A 19219-nucleotide genomic window follows, 5' to 3' on the forward strand; every position below is an offset into this window, starting at 1 on the left:
AAGGTGAGATGTCAGATCCCGTCCTGATGGACCGTTTTGCACGCAAAGTCGATTATCTGCGCATGTCGGTGACCGACCGGTGCGATTTTCGTTGCGTGTACTGTATGGCCGAAGAGATGACATTCCTGCCTCGGCAACAGATCCTGTCGCTGGAGGAAATCCATCAGGTCGCCGAGCGCTTCGTGGCTCTGGGCACCCGCAAGATTCGCCTCACCGGTGGCGAGCCGCTGGTGCGCTCCGGTATTGTCGACCTGTGCAAGCGTATCGCCGCCCTGCCCGGCCTGCGCGAACTGTGCATGACCACCAACGGCTCGCAACTGGACAAACTGGCCTCGCCACTGTTCGATGCCGGGGTTACGCGCCTCAACATCAGCCTCGACAGTCTGGACCCGCAACGTTTCCGGGAAATGACACGCACTGGTGATCTGAACAAGGTCATCGCCGGGATCGACGCCGCGAATGCCGCAGGCTTCACCCACACCAAGCTCAATTGCGTGGTGATGCGTGGCCGCAACGATCACGAGATCAATGATCTGCTGGCCTTTGCCATCGATCGCAAGCTGGATGTTTCCTTCATTGAAGAAATGCCGCTGGGCATCATCAGCGAGCACAGCCGTGCCGAGGCATTTTACTCAAGCGATCAGGTTCGCGAACGCATCGCCGAGCGCTACACACTGGTTGCGTCCACGGACTCCACTCAAGGTCCGTCGCGCTACTGGCGTCTGGCCGAAGCCCCTGATATCCGCATTGGCTTCATTTCCCCCCATAGCCATAACTTCTGCGGCACCTGCAACCGCGTGCGCCTGACGGTGGAAGGCCGGCTGCTGCTGTGCCTGGGCAACGAGCATTCGGTTGACCTCAAAGCCGTGCTGCGGGCCAACCCCGGCCAGCCCCACAAGCTGGAAAAAGCCATAGTCGATGCCATGCAGCTCAAGCCGTGGAGTCATAACTTCACACTTGATGACGATGTACAGGTCGTGCGCTTCATGAATATGACTGGCGGCTAGTCAATATGACATCAAGAGTCATATTGACTCCATGACAAAACAGGTCATAAAGACACCAACCCAATAAAACCTCTGATTTTATTGGGTTTTTTATTTGGCATGGAAGTTGAAATACCAGAGGAAAGATCACCACTCTCTCTTCTGGAGATTCACGATGCAAAGCCCGATTACCACCAAGGTTCTGGATGCTCTCGATAAGGTCATGGTCATTTCCACCACCGACCTGCAAGGCAATATCACTTACGTCAACGATCTGTTCTGCAAGCTGACAGGCTACGAGCGTGAAGAGCTGGTCGGTCAGCCACACAGCATCGTGCGTCACCCCGCCGTACCGAAAAGTACCTACAAGGCCATGTGGGACACCATCAAGAAAGGCGAAATCTGGACAGGCGTAATCCCTAACGTTGCCAAGACCGGCGGCCTGTATGTGGTCGATACCACAGTGCAACCGGTGTTCGATGAGCAAGGCAATATTGTCGAGTACATCAGCATCCGCCGCGTCATCAACGATCTGATGGGTGACTTCGAGGCGCTGGAGTTCTCCAAGGAACAGTTCGACGAATACTACGACCGGTAAACTGCCATGAACGTCGAACGAGTCTTTATCGGTTACGGGTCCGAATCGGGCAATGCCCGCGGGCTGGCACAGCGTCTGGAATGCCTGCCCTTTCTGCAACGTTATGCGCCGCAAGCCCGGGAACTCAATAGCCTGGACCTGGAACAGATGACGGCGGCCGACCTGCTCCTGGTCGTGTCGAGCTCGTTCGGTGACGGGGAACCGCCAGCCAATGCCGAGCGGTTCCTTGAGCAGGCTGTGCAGGCCAGCAACATGGCTGGCCTGCGTTACGCAATCTTCGGGCTGGGCGACACCGCCTACCCGACCTTCTGCGGTTTTACCAGGACGCTGGACACCCTCCTGTCGAGCAGGAACGCAATGCCGGTGATCAACCGCGTCGATGCAGATACCGATTTCGAGGGCTTCTTTGCGACATGGTCCAGGGTGCTCGACTCGGTACTGCAAGGCGATAGCCAGGCTGGCGCCACCTTGCACCTGCAAGTCGTCGCCTATGGTGAGAAAACGGCTTACCCGGCCAGCATTCTTGAACAGCGGCGCTTGAATCAGAGCCCGCCTTACGCGCACCACATCAGATTCAATATCCAGGGCAGCGGTATCAAGTACCGCGCCGGAGACAACCTGTACGTTCTGGCCGAAAACGCGCCCGAACAACTCGCCGCCCTTGCCCGCTGGTTCGATGACGAACAGGCCCGCACATGCCTGGCCAACAAGGAGTTGCGTCAGATCGGCAAGTCAGTCCTGAGGGATATCGCCAAGGCGAGCGGCAACGATGAGCTGAAAAGCCTGCTGAAAATCAGCCATCGCAAGCTGCTGGATGAATACCTGCACGGCAAGGACATTCTGGATGTGCTCGACGACTTCTGCGAACCCGGATGCTTTACAGTCCAGGAGCTTGCCCACTGGTTGCCCGACAATTTACCCAGGGCTTATTCGATTGCATCTCATAGCCACCCCGATTACGTGGACTTGTGTATCAGGGAAGTGGCCTACAGCCTCGCCGGGCGCGAACGAAAAGGAACCGCCACCGGTTTTCTCACTGGGCAACCTCAAGCCGTGAACATCTTTGCCCGCAGCAACCCCCGCTTCCATCTGCCGGACGGTGTGAGCCATCCGCTGATCCTGATCGGGACCGGCACAGGCATCGCGCCCCTGATCGGCTTGCTGGAACAGTTGGAGAACGAAGCCGCAAACCCGACGACCTGCCTGGTTTTCGGCGATCGGCATCAGGCCTCGGATTTTCTCTATCGGGAGCGGATCGAGCACTGGCAGACTCAAGGCGTGCTGGACCATGTGCTGACCGCCTTCTCACGAGACAACGAAGCCCGCTATTACGTGCAGGACGCGCTGGTGGAACATAGTCATATCATCTGGGACTTGCTGAATCAGGGGGCGCATCTGTATCTGTGCGGTAACAAGGCCAACCTGGAGTGTTCCATCTGTGAAGCACTGGTAAGCATTGCACGCTCGGCGGGCCGTCTCGATATCGAGACAGCCGAGGGGTTTGTCAGGCAGTTACTGAACGACGGAAGGATTCACAAGGAGCTTTACTGACCCGTCATTTGCCAAGCAACTGCTCGCGCAAATCCGGATTACGGGTCTTGGGGTCCAGCCAGATGGCAAAGAACGCTTTGGCGAACTCGCTATCCTGGACCACATGCTGCAATTTTGCGCCGACATAAAAACGTGCCTCACGTCCCGGCAGGTAAACACCGGTGATCTTCATGCCCGGCTCGACATCGACGAAAGACTGCTGCATCTGCTGACGCCACACCGACAATTGCTCCTCGCTGACGGACGAGCCGGAAATACGCTGGATTTCATCGATGCTGGCGTCAACCAGCTCGTCCCGGTCGATGGAGCGGTGGTAAGTGAGTTCCAGCGCCATGGGGGAGTCAGCCAGGAACGGCTTCGCAGGCGTCCACAAACGGGCGGAGTAGATACGTAATCCGAAAAAACGGAAATCGCCGGAACCGACGACACGAGAATCAGGCAAGGCTTCACGCCAATCGGCAAATGCGCTGCCGCTTAGCATAAGCGCCAGCAGCAACCAACGCGGCGCGATCATGTACGGCCTCTGTGCTCCTGCCGGACAAGACCGACAGGTAAAAATAGGAAGAGCCAGCGGCGTGGTCTATACCGTAAACGGCAATGTCAGCGCCACACCGACTGGCTCTGCTGTAAAATTTATACTACAGCGGTAATTTTGTACAACACTCGGACAATATTTTTATCACATATGAAACAGATTCTTACACTGGAGTGTAGACCGGCTCGCCCAGATTGAGCATCAGCCGGTTGGCCCAGGCAAAAATGGAGATGGCGTGGATCAGATCCAGTACCTGTCCATCGTCGAGCCCCTGCTCACGTAACGGCCTGATATGTTCAGCGCCCAGTGACGCCGGTTCCCGGGTAAGATCAATGGCAAAACGCACGATAGCCTTTTCCCGTTCAGTCGTACCAGCGGTCTGCGGATCGGCAAATACCTGGGCAATCACATCATTGCGCTTGGCCAGTTGCTCGAAACGCTGGGCATGCACCGACGCGCAATACACACACTGGTTGATACGCGACACGACAGTGCTGGCCAGCTCGCGCTCGGCACGGGACAGACCACCTGGCGCGTACATGATCGCGTTGAACGCTGCGGAGCGCTGACGCAGGATCTGCGGCTGGTGAATCAGCGTCAGGTAGTAATCCGAAGTCTTGGCCTGCGGATGGCTCTCTTCCAGAACGGCCAGTTGCTCAGCGTCAGCCTGAGTCAGGTCAAGGGTATTGAGCCAGGACGTCCAGCCCAGAGTGCGACTGGTAAAACCCTGAATGTCGAGAGGCTCGCTGCCAACGGCACCCGGCTCTTGCTGCACAGGCACATCTGGCACAGATTCGACGCCGACATGAGCTGCAGAGAGGGCCGAAAGGCCTGACGTGAGGCGGACCTGATAAGCAATAAACGCCAACAGTTGCGCAATGACAACGACCGATGGCGTATCCAGGCCAGAAGCTTGCAGAGCTGCCAGGGCTTCACGGTCACCCTCTACCGGATTGACAGTCAGCCGACGGGTGAACTCCAGCATGCCTTGCAAACGTACCGAGGCAAAAGCCTCGGGGAGAACGGGATTCAGCGCACCGAGCCAACTCTCAGGCAATTGTGCTTGCTGCAAACGGGCCAGATAGAAATCGGCCAACGCCTGCTGAGCGCTCAACTGACAGGCGTACAACGCCAGCAATAGCCGCTCTTCCAGAGGCAGGCTGGTGTTCAGGGAAGGATCGAAAATCGTCTCGAAGCTGCCTTGGGTAGCCGCTACGACTTTGCCTCGAACCTGGCGTACGGCGTAGATTGCGCTGCCGACGTCAAGCCCGGCTGCACGATCAACGATGTCTGCTGAGGCAGAAAGGGTTTCATTACTCATGGTTGTGCCTTATCTAAGTGCTGCGAAACGGCCGCATCGAGAAAAGCGCGGACCGCTTGCCAGGAATGACGGTTGGCTTCGGCGTTCGCGGCAGGTTGGCCGTCATGGCTGTAAGTCGAGGGAATAAAGGGCAAAAGAATGCTATGCCCCGCCTCGGGATAATCCAGTCGCTGTACGGGCCAGGGATGCTCGGCGGCTTTCAGGCTGCTCTCCACCATCTGCCCGTAAAGGCTCGACGGCCAGGCAGCGTCATCGCCAGCAGTCAGCATGATCACTGGCCCGCGGATGTTCTGCACCGGGATACGCGAACGCTCAACCGCCTGTTTGTCCTGCAACGCCGTGGAGATGGATAGCGCATTGCGCCGCCCGGCATCCCGGTCGACCCAGTTGCCGTAAGCGTTGTTGTTCCACAGATGCACCAGTGGCTTGCCCTGATAAAGCCAGGCCGGGCCATCGCGCCCCACTGCCGGGTCGGCAGCAGCCTGTCCGCCATGCACCAGCGCACCGGGCACGTAACCGATCACTGCGTTGACCTTCTCCGGGAACATACTGGCCAACAGCAGCACCAGCTCCCCACCGCGAGACTGGCCGCTGAGTGCGACAAAGCCACCCGCCGGACGTACTTCCTGGCGCAGCCAGTCCAGGCCTTCGAGGAAATACTCCAAGGGAGTATTGGAAATGTAGTCGGACAGGCCCGGAGCCTTGAAATAGGCCAGGGCAAAAGCCGCATAGCCCCGCGACGCATAAAGCGCAGCGCGAGGCTCGTTGATTCCGCCGCCGGAGCCGTTGAGTACCATGACCGCAGGATGCGGCCCCGCTCCAGCCGGCAGGAACAGCGTGCCGACCAGGCGACCCACACGCACCTCTCGACGACTCACACCCGGCGCCATCAAGCGCTGGGTCAGCTCAGCCGTGGCCTCGCCAGCAGCCGAGCGCAAGCTCAGACGAGTTATCAGTGGCTGATCCATTCGGGCATTGAAGGGCTGTGCAGAAGCGCCCGTCTCAGGCCGCTGGGCCCAGAGCATTCCCATGTCGCTTGTCTGCTGATAATCACCCTTGACCGGAGCGTCACGCTGCAGATCGACTTCACCCTGAGCATTTGCGACGAACTCGGCACTGGCGCGCCAGACGACTTTGCCGCGTAGCGTCTCGCTGCTCAAGAATACCCGCTCATACGGCTCCAGCCCGCCAAGACGAATGTGCCGGGGCTCGTCGAGCAAACCGTCCTCGGGCACGACCTGTATATACGGCGTGACGCTCATCACTTTACCTCGGTAACCATCTGTGCGGCCGTGCGGTCACTGACCAACGGCTCGACCTTCAGGCCCTTTCGCGCCGCCCAGATATTCTGGTAGTGGAACAACGGGATGATTCCCACATCGTCACTCACGATCTGAGCCGCATCGCGAAGAATTGCCGCACGACGCTCATCATCAAACGCTTCAGTGGCCTTCGCTAGCGCCTGATCGACCTTGGCGTTGCTGTAATGGCCCCAGTTGGAACCGCCCAGTCCTGTGGTCGCATCCGGTGTCGCAAGGATGTTGATCAAGCCATAACTGGCCTCGCCAGTACCGTTACCCCAGGCAATAACACTGACCGCGTACTCGTTCTTGTTGGCACGAGCGGCGTAGACAGCCCAAGGCACCACTTCCAACTGCACCTTTACACCGATTCGCGACCAGAACTGGGCAACGGCCTGCATCGATTCGGGCGCCAGCGGATAGCGATCACCCGGCACGTGTGCAGTCAAACGGAAACCTTCGGGATAACCTGCTTCGCTCAGCAACGCTTTTGCCTTGGCGACATCGAAGGGAATGTCCTTGATTTCCGGGTTGTAGCCAAAGGTGCCAGCGGGCATCCACTGATTCGCCTCGGTGGCGGTGCCCTGCAGAATGCGCTCGGTAATACCCTTGCGGTTGATCGCCAGGGACAAGGCGCGGCGTACACGCGGGTCGCGCAGCGGGTTATCCGCCAGCAGCTTGCCGTCGTTGTCATGGATGAACTCGTTGCTGCCAGCACGCAGGCTCGGCTGAATCAACAAGGCACGCAGCCCTGGATAGGCATACAGGCTGACTTTATCGCTCTTGCTCAGGCGTGCGACATCCGCTGGCGACACCTTGTCGATCACGTCAACGTCACCGGCAAGCAGTGCAGCCGTTCGGGCTGCCGGGTTGGCAATGTAACGGTAGTCAACCTTGTCCCAGTGGGCTGGCGTGCCCCAGAAGGTCGGGTTGCGCTCGAACAGCGCCCGATCCCCGGGAACATAGGAAACGAATCGGTAAGGACCGGTGCCGACCATGGCCTTGCCGCTGTTGTAATCCTCACTGCTGGATACCGAGCCGGTTTTCCGGCTGACCAGGTAGATAGAGTCGATATTGGGCAGCAGGTTGGGGTTGGGAACACTGGTCGTCACGCGCACGGTATAGGCGTCGACCGCCTTGGCCGAAGCGACTGTACGCAGAGCTGCCGCATAGGACGAGAGGCTGCCCGGCACCTTGGGTGCGCGCTCCAGAGAGAACACCACATCATCGGCAGTGAAAGGCGTGCCGTCCTGCCACTTTACGTCCTGGCGCAACTTGAATTCCCAGGTCAGCGGGTCGATCACCTTCCAGCTTTCGGCCAGGCCGGGCAGGACTTTGGTGTCACGGCGTTCCACCAGCGAACCAAACACATGCAAGGCCACCGATCGATCACCGGCATAGTTGTTCAATTGCGGATCCAGGCTCGACACGGGATCGGCGTAGCCGATGCGCAATGTCTCGGCCTGTGCGCCCGCAGCCCCCAGCAAGGCAGCAGTTAACAGCGGCAGAATTTTGAGTTTCATGGCAACTTCCTGAAAAGATTCATGGGTTGAGGTGGCACGCGCTCAAATGCCCTGGGGCAATCTCGCGCAAAGCAGGCGCCTGTTCGCGACAGCGCGCGGAGGCATGTGGGCAACGGGGATGAAAATGACAACCGCCAGGCGGATTGAGCGGGCTGGGCATTTCCCCGGTAATCGGTTGGTATTGGCTACGACGCAGGTCGAAACGTGGAATCTGTGCCAGCAGCGCCTGGGTGTATGGGTGGCTCGCATGGCCGAACAAGTCTTCGACACTGGCGCTTTCCACGACACGCCCCAGGTACATCACCAGTACGCGATCACACAGGTGTTCTACGACGCCCAGATCGTGGCTGATGAACAGATACGTCAGGCCCAGTTGCTCGCGCAGGTCCATGAACAGATTGAGGATCTGCGCCTGGATCGATACATCCAGCGCCGCCACCGACTCGTCGCATACCAGCAGTTCAGGCTGAACGGCCAACGCACGAGCGATGCCGATCCGCTGGCGTTGACCGCCGCTGAACTGATGGGGATAACGACGACGCATCATTGGATCGAGACCGGCCCGTTGCAGCTGGGCACTGACATAGTCATCGAAACCCGCCGCATCGGTCAGGCCATGCAGACGGGCGCCCTCGCCCACGATGCGATCCACCCGCAAGCGTTGATTGAGGCTGGAATATGGGTCCTGAAAAATCATCTGGATACGCAGCCGCGCCGCACGCCGCGCCTGATTATCCAGAAGATGCAGCTGTTGACCCGCCACTTCGACTTGCCCACTGGTAGGCTCCAGCAGCCCCGCGACCAGACGGCCAAGGGTCGACTTGCCACAGCCGGACTCACCGACCAGACCGACCACCTCGCCCCGCTCGATACGCAGGTCAACACCGTTTACCGCCTGGGTGCGCTGTGCAGGCTTGCTCAGGCCAGCGCGCTCGCTCAAGCGCCGCAAGGCACCTGCGGGTGCGGGACCAAATGTCTTGCTGACCTGGGTCAACTGAATAAGGGCTTCATTCATGATCACCTCCAGGCTGGAAACAGCGCACCCAATGTGAATCGGCTATCAGTTGCGCAGCAGGTTCGCTTTCGCACTGGCTGCTGGCACGGGGGCAGCGTGCAGCAAAAGCACAGCCCTGCGGCAACGTAGCCAGGCTAGGCGCCATGCCGGGAATCTGCCGAAGCCGCTCACCACGCTGGTTGCGGCTTGGAAGGCTGGAAATAAGCCCTTGGGTGTAAGGGTGCCGCGGGTTATCCAGCACGGTATCAACCGGACCTTGCTCGACGATGCGCCCGGCGTACATCACCGCCACATCGTCAACCAGACCGGCGACCACAGACAGGTCATGGGTTATCCAGATCAGCGAACTGCCCTGCTGGCGTACCAGTTTCTGCACCTGGGAAAGAATCTGCGCCTGAATGGTTACGTCCAGAGCCGTGGTCGGCTCATCCGCGATCAACAGATCCGGGCGATGCAGCAGCGCAATAGCGATGGCTATACGCTGACGCATGCCGCCCGACAACTGATGCGGATAGACGCGCAGGCGCTCGTCCGGGCTGGCAATCCCCATCAGCGCCAGGGTGTCGGCGCAGTGACGCCGCGCCTCCTTGCGACTGACCGAGCGGTGTGCCTGCACGGCCTCGATCATCTGCGTATCGATACGCAGCACCGGATTCAACGTCATCATGGGATCTTGAAAGATCATCGCCAGCCGGTTGCCTTGCAGCGCTCGCAACTGCGAGGGCTTGAGGCGACGCAAATCCTGCCCCTGAAAGAGGATTTCACCGCTGGTGATACGACCCGGTGCATCCACCAGGCCCAGGACGGAAAAGCCGGTCACCGATTTGCCTGAACCGGACTCCCCCACCAGCCCCAGAATTCGTCCGGGTGCCAGCGATAACGACAGCTCGCGCACAGCGGGCAACGCACCATTGCGGCTATCGAAGACCGTGGTCAGTTGCCTGATTTCAAGGGTCGGCGTCATCGTTGCAACCTCGGATTGAGTTGGTCGCGCAACTGGTCACCGACCAGATTGATCGAAACGATAGTGATCAACAGCGCCAGACCGGGAAACAGGCTGATCCAATACTCTTCGCCAAGCATGTACTGGAAACCATTGGCGATCAGCAGACCCAGTGACGGCTCGGTCACCGGCACACCGAGCCCCAGGAACGACAGCGTCGCCTCAAGCGTAATGGCACGGGCAATCTGCAATGTGGCGATCACAATCAGCGGCGGCAGGCAGTTGGGCAAAATATGCCCGAGCATGATGCGCAGCGATCCAAGCCCCTGCCCCCGCGCCGACTCGACGTACTCGCGACGTCGCTCCACCAGTGCCTGGCCCCGTGCTGCCCGGGCGTAATACGCCCACTCCAGCAGCACCAGAGTCAGCACCACGTTCCCTACGCCCTTGCCCAGCCAGGCGAGAATCATCAACGCCATGAGGATTCCAGGAAACGACAACAGCAAATCGACCAGCCGCATCAGCGTGGCGTCCACCCAGCCGCCGCGATATGCGGCCAGCAGTCCGACCAGAGTACCGACGAAGGCAGCGATAAGCGCCGAACCGATCCCCACCACCAGGCTGATGCGCAGCCCATAGACAATTGCCGAGTAAAGGTCGCGGCCCTGTCCATCGGTGCCCAGCCAGTAGCTGTACCCGTTCGCCATGCTTTCACTGCCAGGCGGCAGACGTGCGTCGAGCACATCCAGTTGCATCAAGTCATAAGGGTTCTGCGGCGTTATCCATGGAGCCAGAACTGCACTGAGCCCGACCACTATCAGACCGAGCACTCCCATCACCGCCAGGGGTGACCTGAAGAAATCGACCAGAACATCACGCCACGGCGAATGGGCCGTACTCATTGTTCACCTCCTGCAAGACGCACTCGAGGATCAAGCAGGCGATAGAGCACATCGACCAGCAGATTGAGGCTGACGAAGATCACCACCACGACCATCAGATAAGCCAGCACGACCGGGCGATCCAGCGCGTTGATGCTGTCCAGGATCAGCTTTCCGGCACCAGGCCAGGCAAAGATGCTTTCGGTGACGACTGCGTAGGCAATGGTTGAACCGAGTTCCAGCCCAAGGACGGTGACCAGAGGAATCAGGGTGTTGCGCAGCACGTGCATGCGAATCACCCGATGCGGAGCCAGACCTTTGGCCCTGGCGAATTTCACGAAGTCCTGCTGTACCACTTCGCGCACGCCTGCACGGGTCAGGCGCAAGACCAGTGCGACCTTGAACAGCGCCAGGTTGCAAGCCGGCAGTAACAGGTGGCGCCAGCCGTCAAGGGTCAACCACGACCAGTGCACGCCAAGCCACTCGGCAGTTTCCCCGCGACCGCTGGCTGGCAACCAACCCAGGTGCACGGCAAACAACATGATCAGCAACAATGCCACCCAGAACGATGGCAGGGAAAAGCCGATGATGCTTCCGGCCATGATCAGGCGTGCCAAAGGATTGTCAGGATGCAGGCCGGCAAACAGGCCAAGGGGCACGCCGATCAGCACGGCCATCGCCAGCGCTACTACAGCCAGTTCAAGCGTTGCTGGCAGACGCTGGAAAATCAATTGCAGGGCGTCCTGGTGATAGACATAACTCACACCCAGCGACCCATCCAGCGCACCACGCAGGAACCCCATATATTGCACGGGCAGGGATTGATCCAGCCCCAGGCGCGAGATCGCTTCCATCCGCTCCTGCTGGTTGAGATCTTCACTGACCAGGATGTCCACGGGGTTTCCGATGGCATGCAGCCCGATGAACACCAGCAGGCTCATCAGCAGCAATACCAATAACGACTGCAGCAGCCGTCGAACAAGCCAGCCGATCATCGCTCACGCTCCTCGGCAGTCAATTCGCCCGGCTGCCATTCATCACCTTGCAGCTCCGGCTCGGCATAGTCCTGCATGGCACTGAAGTGCTGGTCGATGTCTTCGACGAACAATGCGCCAGCGAGGGCCTGGGCCAGACGTTTTGCACCGTCGCTGATCGCCGGAATGTCTCCGGAGACACCGCCATAGCTGAGCGCGGCCGGGTAACAGAAGCAATGCACCTGTTCCAGTCCGGGACAGCCACTTGGCTGAGCCTGCTGAAACTCAAAAGCCAGCCCCAGGTCGGGTAATTCACCCAGCTCAGCCTGCGCTCCCGGATCGATGGGCAGTTGCTGCCCGGCAAGCCGTTGCGCCCAACTGCGCACGTGCGGCGCGAGGCTGGCGAACTCAGGACGACGTGTCATGTCGTTGCTGAATCCGGTTGCGAATACCAGGAAGTCGTAATCCACTTTCCCGTCGATCAAGCTCACGCGCACGCTGCCATCCTGATTTCTGGAAACCGCCTCGATGCTGCGTCCCAGCAGAAAACGTGCGTTGGCATGTTGTGCCACGCGCAGGGTGCTGCCTTTGGGTGGAGGGACTTGCTGGGCGTTCAGATAGTGACGAATACGCCACTTCCACTGATCGCTCAAACGCCAGTAGCCATGGGTCATGCCCGGACTGCCCGCGCCCTTGCCTTTATTGATGCGGGGCAACTGCTCTCGGCGAATCAGCAGATCGACCCGCTCGGCGCCGGCCTCCAGTGCCGTCGCTGCTGCATCCATCGCCGAAGCGCCGCCACCGATGACCGCTACGCGCTTGCCGACGAACCATGCGTCCTGAAGCCCATCGGCAGAATGCGCCCACTGTTCACGCGGCAACTGATCGGCCAGTGGCGGAACCCATGGACCACCCAGACCGTCACGGCCGGTCGCCAGCACCACGTGCCGCGCCGAGACTTCGTGCTCACCTTGCGGCCCTTCTACGCGCAGACGTACCCAGCCATCCGCCTGAGGCTGCACGGCCAGCACCCGTTGCCGGTTGCGCACGTCAAGATCGATGACGCGGCGATACCAGCGCAGGTATTGAGCCCATTGCAGGCGTGGAATCTTGTCCAGAGCCTCCCAGGCGGACGTACCGAACTGCGCTTCGTACCAGGCGCGAAACGTCAGAGCGGGCAGCCCGAGAGCCGGGCCAGTGAGTTGCTTGGGCGAGCGCAATGTTTCCATCCGCGCCGTTGTCGACCATGGGCCCTCCAGCCCCTCTTCTGCTTTATCGAACAGCACCACCGCCACGCCCATGTGCAGCAATTCGGTCGCAAGCGCCAGGCCCGCCATACCACCGCCGACGATCGCAACATCAAGAAGAGCCTTGCCCTCCTGATAACGCGGCTTGACCCAAGGTTTGGCAGGCAGATCAAGCCATTGCAGGTCTTGACGAAGACGCGCCTCAAGGGCGGCCAAACCGATGGGGGCATTGGTGGTACTGGTCATTCACATCCTCACGATTGAAGTAAGCTGCGACCGTCGACGATTACCGACGGCCACAGGCAACCCGTGCGTCCACGATCAGAAATCGATACTCAAGCGGGTGTAGTAGTAAGCGCCGTAAGAGCCGAACGGCGAGATGGTTGAATAGTAAGAGCCACCCGACACGTCATTGACGGTGTGTTTGTCCGGGTAAACGTTAAACAGATTTTCAGCGCCGAGCGTCACCCGAACGTTGTCGGTCAGACCATAGGTCACATCCAGATCGGTGATCCATTTGGCGCTGAACTCTTGATCCACTGTCGTGCCGCTGCCAAGCAGCTTGACCTTGCCATAGCGGGTATTGCGCAGGCCGATATCGAAATCCTCAACCTGCCAGTTCACGCCCAGGATGTATTTGGTACGAGGCTTGGAGTCGGTCACGCTGCCTATTTCGGTATCCTCGAAACGCGACAGACCGAGACTCTGCAACTGTGCCGGATTAGGCGCCATGTCAGTGATGGTCGTGTCATTCCAGTTGCCTGCAACCGTCCAGCGCAGACGACCGAAGGCGCCAATTCGATGGGTGTAATCGGCGACCAGATCGACACCCTTGGTCCGCGTATCGAACGCATTGGCGTAGTACTGCACTTGTTGCACATGCCCGAAACTATTGGCTGCAAGAATCGCATCAACCGCCGAGCCAGACAGCGGGCTGATCAAGGCAATGCGGTCCTCCAGATCGATCAGGTAAGCATCCAGTGCCACGTTGAGGTTGGTTATCGGCGTCCAGGTCAAGCCCAGCGAATAGCTGGTGGACTTTACCGGGTCCAGTTCTTCGGAGCCCAAAGCCTTGCCGATGGCCGAATCGGGCTGAACGCGCTTGATCATGATGTCCACCGTCTCGTTGTTGACGGTGCGACGCCCGAGACCGGTTTTGGCATACCCCTGCTGAGTCAGGGAAGGCGCGACAAACCCCGTGCTGACCGAGCCCCGTGCGGCAAGCTCCGGCGTGAAGGCATATCGGGTCGACAGTTTGCCGTTCCAGGTGCTGCCGGCGCTGTCTGTGTATCGCTCGTAGCGGCCAGCGGCGCCGACGTACCATTTATCCGTGATGTTCAGCCCAAGATCCACATAGGCGGCAGAAGTACTGCGGCGCAAGTCGACTTCATCTTCGGGCAGCAACAGATAGTTCCCCAGCGCACCGATAGCCGCCTCCTGGCCAGCACGCGGGTGTCCGGCCGGGAAGACATAACGGCCATTGATGTAGGACGCCTCATCACCGGCACCGGTGGTGTAATGATCTTCCCGGTACTCAAGACCTGTAGCGAAGTTCAGCGGATTGCTCAGACCGATGTCGATAGGCCGGTTCAGATCCAGGTTGGTGACCCATTGACTCAGCTCGTTGTTCTGCAGAAAGAAGTCGGTCGGGCTGGCAGGCCCAAGGGATGGATTGAGGTTATTGCTGCTCTCCATTCTCTGGGTATTTTCGCCATAGGTACTGCTTAGATCCCAGTTCCAGCCTGCCAGCTCTTCACCCTTGATACCCCATGTAGTGTGGAAATCACGGGTATCGAAATTAAAGTCAGGTGCAATGCCGTCGGGATAAAGCTCTGTAATTACCGTATTGGAATTGGGCCGGCGAAAACCGATGGACACCAATGCATCCTGCCGGGTGTAGGTGCTGAAGGAATACAGGCGCAGATCATCACGCAATGGCAACTCAGCGTTATACGAAGCGTTGATCTGCTCGATCTCCGGCAACCCGCCACCATAGGAACGTCGTTCAACAGTGTTTTCCCGAGGATCTGGCTGCCCGTTGACCGGATAGTAGAAGCTACCTGTCGCCGGTGCCGAGCGCTTGGTACTGTCCTGGTTCTTCCAGTCCAGCGTCAGATTGAGAAAACCTTCATTGGGCAGCCCCAGGCCATAATTGAGGCTCTGCTGATAAGTTTCACCGTTGGAACCCACGCCACTGGCGTAGTGCGAACGTCGACCGGCAGACGTCGTTGCATTGCCCCCGCTGCTGTCGGACTTGAGAATGATATTGATCACACCCGCAATAGCATCGGAGCCATATTGCGCGGCTGCGCCATCACGCAGCACCTCGACACGAGCAATCGCCGCCATGGGAATGGAATCCAGATCGGCCGCGTTCCAGCCTTCTTGCAGTCCAGTGCCCTCCGAAGAAACCGCGTTGGCATGGCGGCGCTTGCCATTGACCAGCACCAGCACATAACCACCACCCAGCCCGCGCAGGCCGGCAGAGCGGGCGACGTTGCTGTAGGCGCCGCCCGTGACCTTGGACACCTGGAACGATGGCAGCAGGTTGGCAAGTACGTCGCGCAAGGCCGTGGCACCTTGTTTTTGCAATGCCTCGGCGTCGAGCACATCTACCGGCACCGGGCTGTCGGCTACCGTACGCTCCGTACCACGATTGCCAACCGAGATAATGGTTTGCAGCACTGGTTCTGCGGCCTTCTGCTGTCGCTCCTCCACCTCAGCCTGACCTACCAGCGGCGCCATGCACAGCCCCATCGCCAGGCTCAATTGATTACGGACAAGGTTCGGGAAACGAGTGTTTGTTGAAGATTGTTCCGCTTGCATTGCAATACTCCTCGGTGAATCGCCATGGGTAATAGCTTTGTTGCGGCGATGTGCCGAGGTCGGCTGAATTTCCGCTTTAAAGAATGGCCAAGAGCTGACCTTCATGATCCATTAATGCGATTTATTAATTCAAAGCGCACATGCATTCATAAAACGGATGATAGAGAAGAAAATTTATTCCTGAAAATAAGTAGTTCAGCTATGGATATTACAAAAAGGAATAAAAGGCCATGCCATCTGCCCGGCCTGAAAATTCAGAGCGTGATGGAGGCGTTCAAGGGCTGGCGACTCAGGGGAGAACGTTCAAGGCCGCCGAAGAACTCGACGGCCTCAGGGGCTACTTACACCGCATAGACACGCTGTAGCAGAGCATCGTGCTCGGCAGGTGAATGCATCCGCATGCCCGGCAGCAGGTGTCTGGACTCGTCGGCCAGACTCGTCACCAACGTCTGTGCCAACTCCGAAAGCACACTGGCGTAAGGCGAGATCAGCCCGAAGAAAAACGGGATGTCCAACGCAATAGGGCGCACGGCTACGCCCTGCAGCGGCACACCATAGGCGGTCACCGGATCGGCCAGTGCCACGCCAAGCCCGACACGAGCCATCTGCATCGCATTCAGAGAAGTATTGGTTTCGAGGATTTGCCGTGGTTCAAGCTTATGCTCGGCGAAAGCATGGTTGATACGTCTGCGAAAACGATAAGGGTTGGCGATGCTGATCAGCACCTGCTCGGCCAGTTGCGCAAGGCTCAGGCTGCTTTCGCTGGCCAGAGGAGAATCGCTCGCCAATACCGCGACACAGGGAGCCTCACCGATCCAGTGAACCTTCAGACCTCGGTGTTCCAGCGGCAGACTGACCAGGCCCAGATCCACTGTGTTGGCCAATACCGCCTCAATCGCTTTTTCGGGTGTAAGACTCTGCAATTGCAACTGCCGAGGACGTAGCTCAGTGGGTAAGCGTGCCAGCGCAGCCGGTAACAGCCCCGTCGCCAAGGCAGAGGTGGCGACGACACGCAAAAGGTGGTTGTCTTCTTCACTGATCGCCTGCGCGCGCTGCTTGATATTGCGCACCCCACTCAACGCACTCTCCACCTCGGCATACATGCTGAAAGCCCGGCGTGTGGGAGTCACCTTCGGGCCACTACGCTCAAAGAGCGGGAAGCCCAACACCTGCTCCAGCTCCTGGATCGAGCGACTGACCGCTGGCTGCGACCGACCCAGCATTTGCCCGGCTCCGGTCACGCTCCCTGCAGACATAACCGCCGCGAACGCCTCAAGTTGTTTCAAGTCCATCAATCCGTTCCTAATGAGTATCAGGGCATACACCCCAGGCTTGTCAGTTACACCGTCTGCTGCCGTGGAACTGTTCGCCAAAGCGCTAACGGTAAACCAATGCCTCATCTTGCGGTAGCCGGGTTTCGATCCGGAAACCCGCAGGGCGACACCACATTCTGATACGCCGGATCATGGCTTCCTTGGGGAACATTGATCTGGATCACGGCATGAAGGTTGCCGCAGCGTAAAAGGTAAAAAACAGCCTGCTCAATCAATGTACGGCGTTTCAGGGGATGGACATGAACACTGTCACCAGCGACCCGATCAGCGACGACCTCTACACCCCTGACCTGCGCTTCATCCACTGGATCGAAGAACTGAGCGACGGCACCCACCTGCTGATCAGACCGATCCAGGAAGACGACCAGCAACGGGAGTTCGGATTCATTACCCGCCTGTCGCCACAGACCCACCACTTCCGCTTCCTCTCCCCCAACAACGAACCAGCCCCGCTGGCTCTCGACCAGATCATGGACATCGACTACCAACAACGCATGACCTATGTCGCCCTGATCATGGAGGACAACCACCAACTGACCGAAATAGGCCTCAGCCGCTACGCCGCGACAGAAGGCGATTACTGCTGCGAATGTGCAGTGGTGGTTGCGGAGAAATGGCAAGGCGCTGGGCTGGGCAAGTTACTGATGCAGCATCTTATGAATGCTGCGCGGCTGAACGGGTTTTACCGGATGTTTTCGATAGATTCGGTTAGGAATGTCAGGATGTTTGAGCTGGCGCGGGCGTTGGGGTTTGAGTGTCATCCGGATCCGCTGGAGCGGGGGCAGGTTGTTTATAAGGTGGGGTTGTGAGTACTATTTGAAGCCTTAAAGTCAATTTACTTGACATTAGCCACATAAGGATCAACACCTGCCTGGATCAGCCGCCTTTGTACAGCGAACAGCATTTTCATAGCCGCTTCGGTGCTCGCGGCCCCCTCTAAAGCCTCCTCCTCGGATATCTCATCCTCACGCATAGCAATCTGATGCGATCCAGCATCATATCGCACGAAAAATCGCTTATCACGGGCTAATATTTCCATATCGTTAAACTGAAAAAGCTTTCTGTCCATATCCGTTCCCCCACTAAAAAACATTAGATACACTATAGTCTCCCACACGAACGGGATTTATCACAGCCTCAGGCAAACCTCCAGGACTAGTAAATCCACCAGGCTTCCAAAAATTATTTGCACCAAATTCATTACCAGATGGAATTCGATACCCATCAACCTTTTTAATATCAACCAAAACTGGATTACTACCAAGATATCCTTTATCAAGACCCAAATACTGCTCCAACCTTGAAACATCCCCATCCGCACACAATATCATGTCTTGTGCAACACTCTTAGGCAAAACCCATGTCTCGGTTCTACCAATAGTTCCCTCAGGCGCAGCAGGCTGAATACGCACAACACCTTCCTCAAAAAATTTAGCATGCATGTCTCTATATGCTTGAGAGAGATACGTTTCAGGAAGAGGCCTCTCTCCTTTCGTTACAGACAAAACTTTACCAATAATATCTGGCGACAATACTTCTATCGTAATTGCAGGTGGAGTAAGTAACGGTACATCAGGATCAACCCCCGTTTTTTCCAGTTTTGCAATTATTTTGTCAATACCGAGTTTGAAGCCCGCTTGAGCTTGCCTAAGCGCTTTACTGGAAACCTCAATGCCCATTTTCGAAAGCATCAAGGCTTGTGCTCCCGCAGCACCAGCGCCACCTCCTCCAGCCACCATGCCAATGACCACGGCCAAAGCCTGCCCCATCTGGTTACCTAGGTTTTCAGCGTTGGCATCCCCCCTTCTTGCAATGCCTTGTTAATCTGCTCAACCTGCGACTGAAGCGCCGCATGCGCTGTTGCACCTAATAGCTTTATCGCTTCCGTGGATGAAACAAATTCACTGACAGAATTCCAGCTTTCAACCGGATCACGCATGAAACCAGCAGTGCTATTCAGCGTATCAAGTCCAATGCCTGCCATTCCATCCGTAAAGCCTTTGGCAAACCCAGACCCTGTCAGGACATCTTGACGAGCAGAAATATAAAACCATTTGCCTGTCAGTTGAATTCGTTCAGCCATGCTCCTGGCTTCACTTATCTCCTTTGTCGACAGGCTTGGGGTACAGGTAAACTTTTTCAACGCCAGCATTGGGACGCATCATTACCAAAAACTCCAGAAAT

Annotated in this window: 18 protein-coding genes; 4 read left to right on the forward strand and 14 right to left on the reverse strand. The window is 58.0% G+C overall.

Translation table 11 applies throughout. From position 1 onward, the window contains the following. The first annotated feature begins 8 nt into the window (after positions 1 to 8). The 3 genes from moaA to ACODS3_RS15200 all read left to right on the forward strand — a co-directional run bounded on the left by moaA (position 9) and on the right by ACODS3_RS15200 (position 3135). The gene (gene moaA / locus ACODS3_RS15190) at positions 9 to 1007 is read left to right on the forward strand and encodes a GTP 3',8-cyclase MoaA (protein ID WP_201000314.1); all 999 of its coding nucleotides are present in this window, start codon (positions 9 to 11) and stop codon (positions 1005 to 1007) included. Positions 1008 to 1161: 154 nt separating this feature from the next. Then, the gene (locus tag ACODS3_RS15195) at positions 1162 to 1584 is read left to right on the forward strand and encodes a PAS domain-containing protein (protein ID WP_201000313.1); all 423 of its coding nucleotides are present in this window, start codon (positions 1162 to 1164) and stop codon (positions 1582 to 1584) included. A 6-nt stretch (positions 1585 to 1590) separates the two neighbouring features. Beyond that, positions 1591 to 3135 carry a flavodoxin domain-containing protein gene (locus tag ACODS3_RS15200; protein ID WP_489035027.1) on the forward strand — a complete coding sequence of 515 codons (1545 nt, stop codon included), beginning with the start codon at positions 1591 to 1593 and terminating at the stop codon, positions 3133 to 3135. 4 nt (positions 3136 to 3139) lie between these two features. On the opposite strand, the gene ACODS3_RS15205 is transcribed toward ACODS3_RS15200, so the two are convergent. The 11 genes from ACODS3_RS15205 to ACODS3_RS15255 all read right to left on the reverse strand — a co-directional run bounded on the left by ACODS3_RS15205 (position 3140) and on the right by ACODS3_RS15255 (position 16993). Further along, a complete protein-coding gene (locus ACODS3_RS15205; protein ID WP_201016907.1) occupies positions 3140 to 3649 on the reverse strand; it encodes a chalcone isomerase family protein in 510 nt (169 codons plus the stop codon). Between the two features lie 184 nt (positions 3650 to 3833). After that, complete coding sequence (locus tag ACODS3_RS15210; protein ID WP_201017196.1) at positions 3834 to 4445, reverse strand: peroxidase-related enzyme; 612 nt, start codon at positions 4443 to 4445, stop codon at positions 3834 to 3836. Positions 4446 to 4987: 542 nt separating this feature from the next. Further along, positions 4988 to 6253: an acyl-CoA thioesterase/BAAT N-terminal domain-containing protein gene (locus tag ACODS3_RS15215; protein WP_489035029.1), complete on the reverse strand. Its 1266-nt coding sequence runs from the start codon at positions 6251 to 6253 to the stop codon at positions 4988 to 4990. After that, complete coding sequence (locus tag ACODS3_RS15220; RefSeq protein ID WP_201016905.1) at positions 6253 to 7815, reverse strand: ABC transporter substrate-binding protein; 1563 nt, start codon at positions 7813 to 7815, stop codon at positions 6253 to 6255. Before ACODS3_RS15220 ends, ACODS3_RS15215 begins: the two co-directional genes overlap by 1 nt. Positions 7816 to 7834: 19 nt before the next feature. Continuing rightward, positions 7835 to 8830 carry an ABC transporter ATP-binding protein gene (locus ACODS3_RS15225; protein ID WP_489035031.1) on the reverse strand — a complete coding sequence of 332 codons (996 nt, stop codon included), beginning with the start codon at positions 8828 to 8830 and terminating at the stop codon, positions 7835 to 7837. Further along, the gene (locus ACODS3_RS15230) at positions 8823 to 9794 is read right to left on the reverse strand and encodes an ABC transporter ATP-binding protein (protein ID WP_304576012.1); all 972 of its coding nucleotides are present in this window, start codon (positions 9792 to 9794) and stop codon (positions 8823 to 8825) included. The genes ACODS3_RS15225 and ACODS3_RS15230 overlap by 8 nt, the downstream gene beginning before the upstream one ends. Continuing rightward, positions 9791 to 10675, reverse strand: a complete 885-nt coding sequence (locus ACODS3_RS15235) for an ABC transporter permease (RefSeq protein WP_201016903.1) — start codon at positions 10673 to 10675, stop codon at positions 9791 to 9793. The genes ACODS3_RS15230 and ACODS3_RS15235 overlap by 4 nt, the downstream gene beginning before the upstream one ends. After that, a complete protein-coding gene (locus ACODS3_RS15240) occupies positions 10672 to 11649 on the reverse strand; it encodes an ABC transporter permease (RefSeq protein ID WP_201016902.1) in 978 nt (325 codons plus the stop codon). The genes ACODS3_RS15235 and ACODS3_RS15240 overlap by 4 nt, the downstream gene beginning before the upstream one ends. Next, a complete protein-coding gene (locus ACODS3_RS15245) occupies positions 11646 to 13121 on the reverse strand; it encodes an FAD-dependent oxidoreductase (RefSeq protein ID WP_489035034.1) in 1476 nt (491 codons plus the stop codon). The genes ACODS3_RS15240 and ACODS3_RS15245 overlap by 4 nt, the downstream gene beginning before the upstream one ends. A 75-nt stretch (positions 13122 to 13196) precedes the next feature. Next, positions 13197 to 15701, reverse strand: a complete 2505-nt coding sequence (locus ACODS3_RS15250; RefSeq protein ID WP_489035036.1) for a TonB-dependent receptor plug domain-containing protein — start codon at positions 15699 to 15701, stop codon at positions 13197 to 13199. A 341-nt stretch (positions 15702 to 16042) separates the two neighbouring features. Further along, positions 16043 to 16993: a LysR family transcriptional regulator gene (locus tag ACODS3_RS15255; protein ID WP_201000301.1), complete on the reverse strand. Its 951-nt coding sequence runs from the start codon at positions 16991 to 16993 to the stop codon at positions 16043 to 16045. Positions 16994 to 17274: 281 nt separating this feature from the next. Between ACODS3_RS15255 and ACODS3_RS15260 the strand changes: the two genes are divergently transcribed. Next, the gene (locus ACODS3_RS15260) at positions 17275 to 17844 is read left to right on the forward strand and encodes a GNAT family N-acetyltransferase (RefSeq protein WP_489035039.1); all 570 of its coding nucleotides are present in this window, start codon (positions 17275 to 17277) and stop codon (positions 17842 to 17844) included. A gap of 26 nt (positions 17845 to 17870) precedes the next feature. Here the strand turns inward: ACODS3_RS15260 and ACODS3_RS15265 are convergent, their stop codons facing one another. The 3 genes from ACODS3_RS15265 to ACODS3_RS15275 are packed head-to-tail and all read right to left on the reverse strand — an operon-like array spanning position 17871 to position 19187. Then, positions 17871 to 18104: a hypothetical protein gene (locus ACODS3_RS15265; protein ID WP_489035041.1), complete on the reverse strand. Its 234-nt coding sequence runs from the start codon at positions 18102 to 18104 to the stop codon at positions 17871 to 17873. Between the two features lie 13 nt (positions 18105 to 18117). Then, entirely contained in the window at positions 18118 to 18792 is a 675-nt protein-coding gene (locus tag ACODS3_RS15270) for a hypothetical protein (RefSeq protein ID WP_489035043.1), read from the reverse strand. A 20-nt stretch (positions 18793 to 18812) separates the two neighbouring features. After that, entirely contained in the window at positions 18813 to 19187 is a 375-nt protein-coding gene (locus ACODS3_RS15275; RefSeq protein WP_489035045.1) for a hypothetical protein, read from the reverse strand. Positions 19188 to 19219 lie beyond the last annotated feature (32 nt).

It is taken from the genome of Pseudomonas sp. FG43 (assembly GCF_057809175.1).

What these genes read in the sequence shown, in the direction of transcription:
- moaA (WP_201000314.1), top strand. Translation starts at nt 9, where the DNA reads ATGTCAGATCCCGTCCTGATGGACCGTTTTGCACGCAAAGTCGATTAT.
- ACODS3_RS15195 (WP_201000313.1), top strand. Translation starts at nt 1,162, where the DNA reads ATGCAAAGCCCGATTACCACCAAGGTTCTGGATGCTCTCGATAAGGTC.
- ACODS3_RS15200 (WP_489035027.1), top strand. Translation starts at nt 1,591, where the DNA reads ATGAACGTCGAACGAGTCTTTATCGGTTACGGGTCCGAATCGGGCAAT.
- ACODS3_RS15205 (WP_201016907.1), bottom strand. Translation starts at nt 3,649, where the DNA reads ATGATCGCGCCGCGTTGGTTGCTGCTGGCGCTTATGCTAAGCGGCAGC.
- ACODS3_RS15215 (WP_489035029.1), bottom strand. Translation starts at nt 6,253, where the DNA reads ATGAGCGTCACGCCGTATATACAGGTCGTGCCCGAGGACGGTTTGCTC.
- ACODS3_RS15220 (WP_201016905.1), bottom strand. Translation starts at nt 7,815, where the DNA reads ATGAAACTCAAAATTCTGCCGCTGTTAACTGCTGCCTTGCTGGGGGCT.
- ACODS3_RS15225 (WP_489035031.1), bottom strand. Translation starts at nt 8,830, where the DNA reads ATGAATGAAGCCCTTATTCAGTTGACCCAGGTCAGCAAGACATTTGGT.
- ACODS3_RS15230 (WP_304576012.1), bottom strand. Translation starts at nt 9,794, where the DNA reads ATGACGCCGACCCTTGAAATCAGGCAACTGACCACGGTCTTCGATAGC.
- ACODS3_RS15235 (WP_201016903.1), bottom strand. Translation starts at nt 10,675, where the DNA reads ATGAGTACGGCCCATTCGCCGTGGCGTGATGTTCTGGTCGATTTCTTC.
- ACODS3_RS15240 (WP_201016902.1), bottom strand. Translation starts at nt 11,649, where the DNA reads ATGATCGGCTGGCTTGTTCGACGGCTGCTGCAGTCGTTATTGGTATTG.
- ACODS3_RS15245 (WP_489035034.1), bottom strand. Translation starts at nt 13,121, where the DNA reads ATGACCAGTACCACCAATGCCCCCATCGGTTTGGCCGCCCTTGAGGCG.
- ACODS3_RS15250 (WP_489035036.1), bottom strand. Translation starts at nt 15,701, where the DNA reads ATGCAAGCGGAACAATCTTCAACAAACACTCGTTTCCCGAACCTTGTC.
- ACODS3_RS15255 (WP_201000301.1), bottom strand. Translation starts at nt 16,993, where the DNA reads ATGGACTTGAAACAACTTGAGGCGTTCGCGGCGGTTATGTCTGCAGGG.
- ACODS3_RS15260 (WP_489035039.1), top strand. Translation starts at nt 17,275, where the DNA reads ATGAACACTGTCACCAGCGACCCGATCAGCGACGACCTCTACACCCCT.
- ACODS3_RS15265 (WP_489035041.1), bottom strand. Translation starts at nt 18,104, where the DNA reads ATGGACAGAAAGCTTTTTCAGTTTAACGATATGGAAATATTAGCCCGT.
- ACODS3_RS15275 (WP_489035045.1), bottom strand. Translation starts at nt 19,187, where the DNA reads ATGCTGGCGTTGAAAAAGTTTACCTGTACCCCAAGCCTGTCGACAAAG.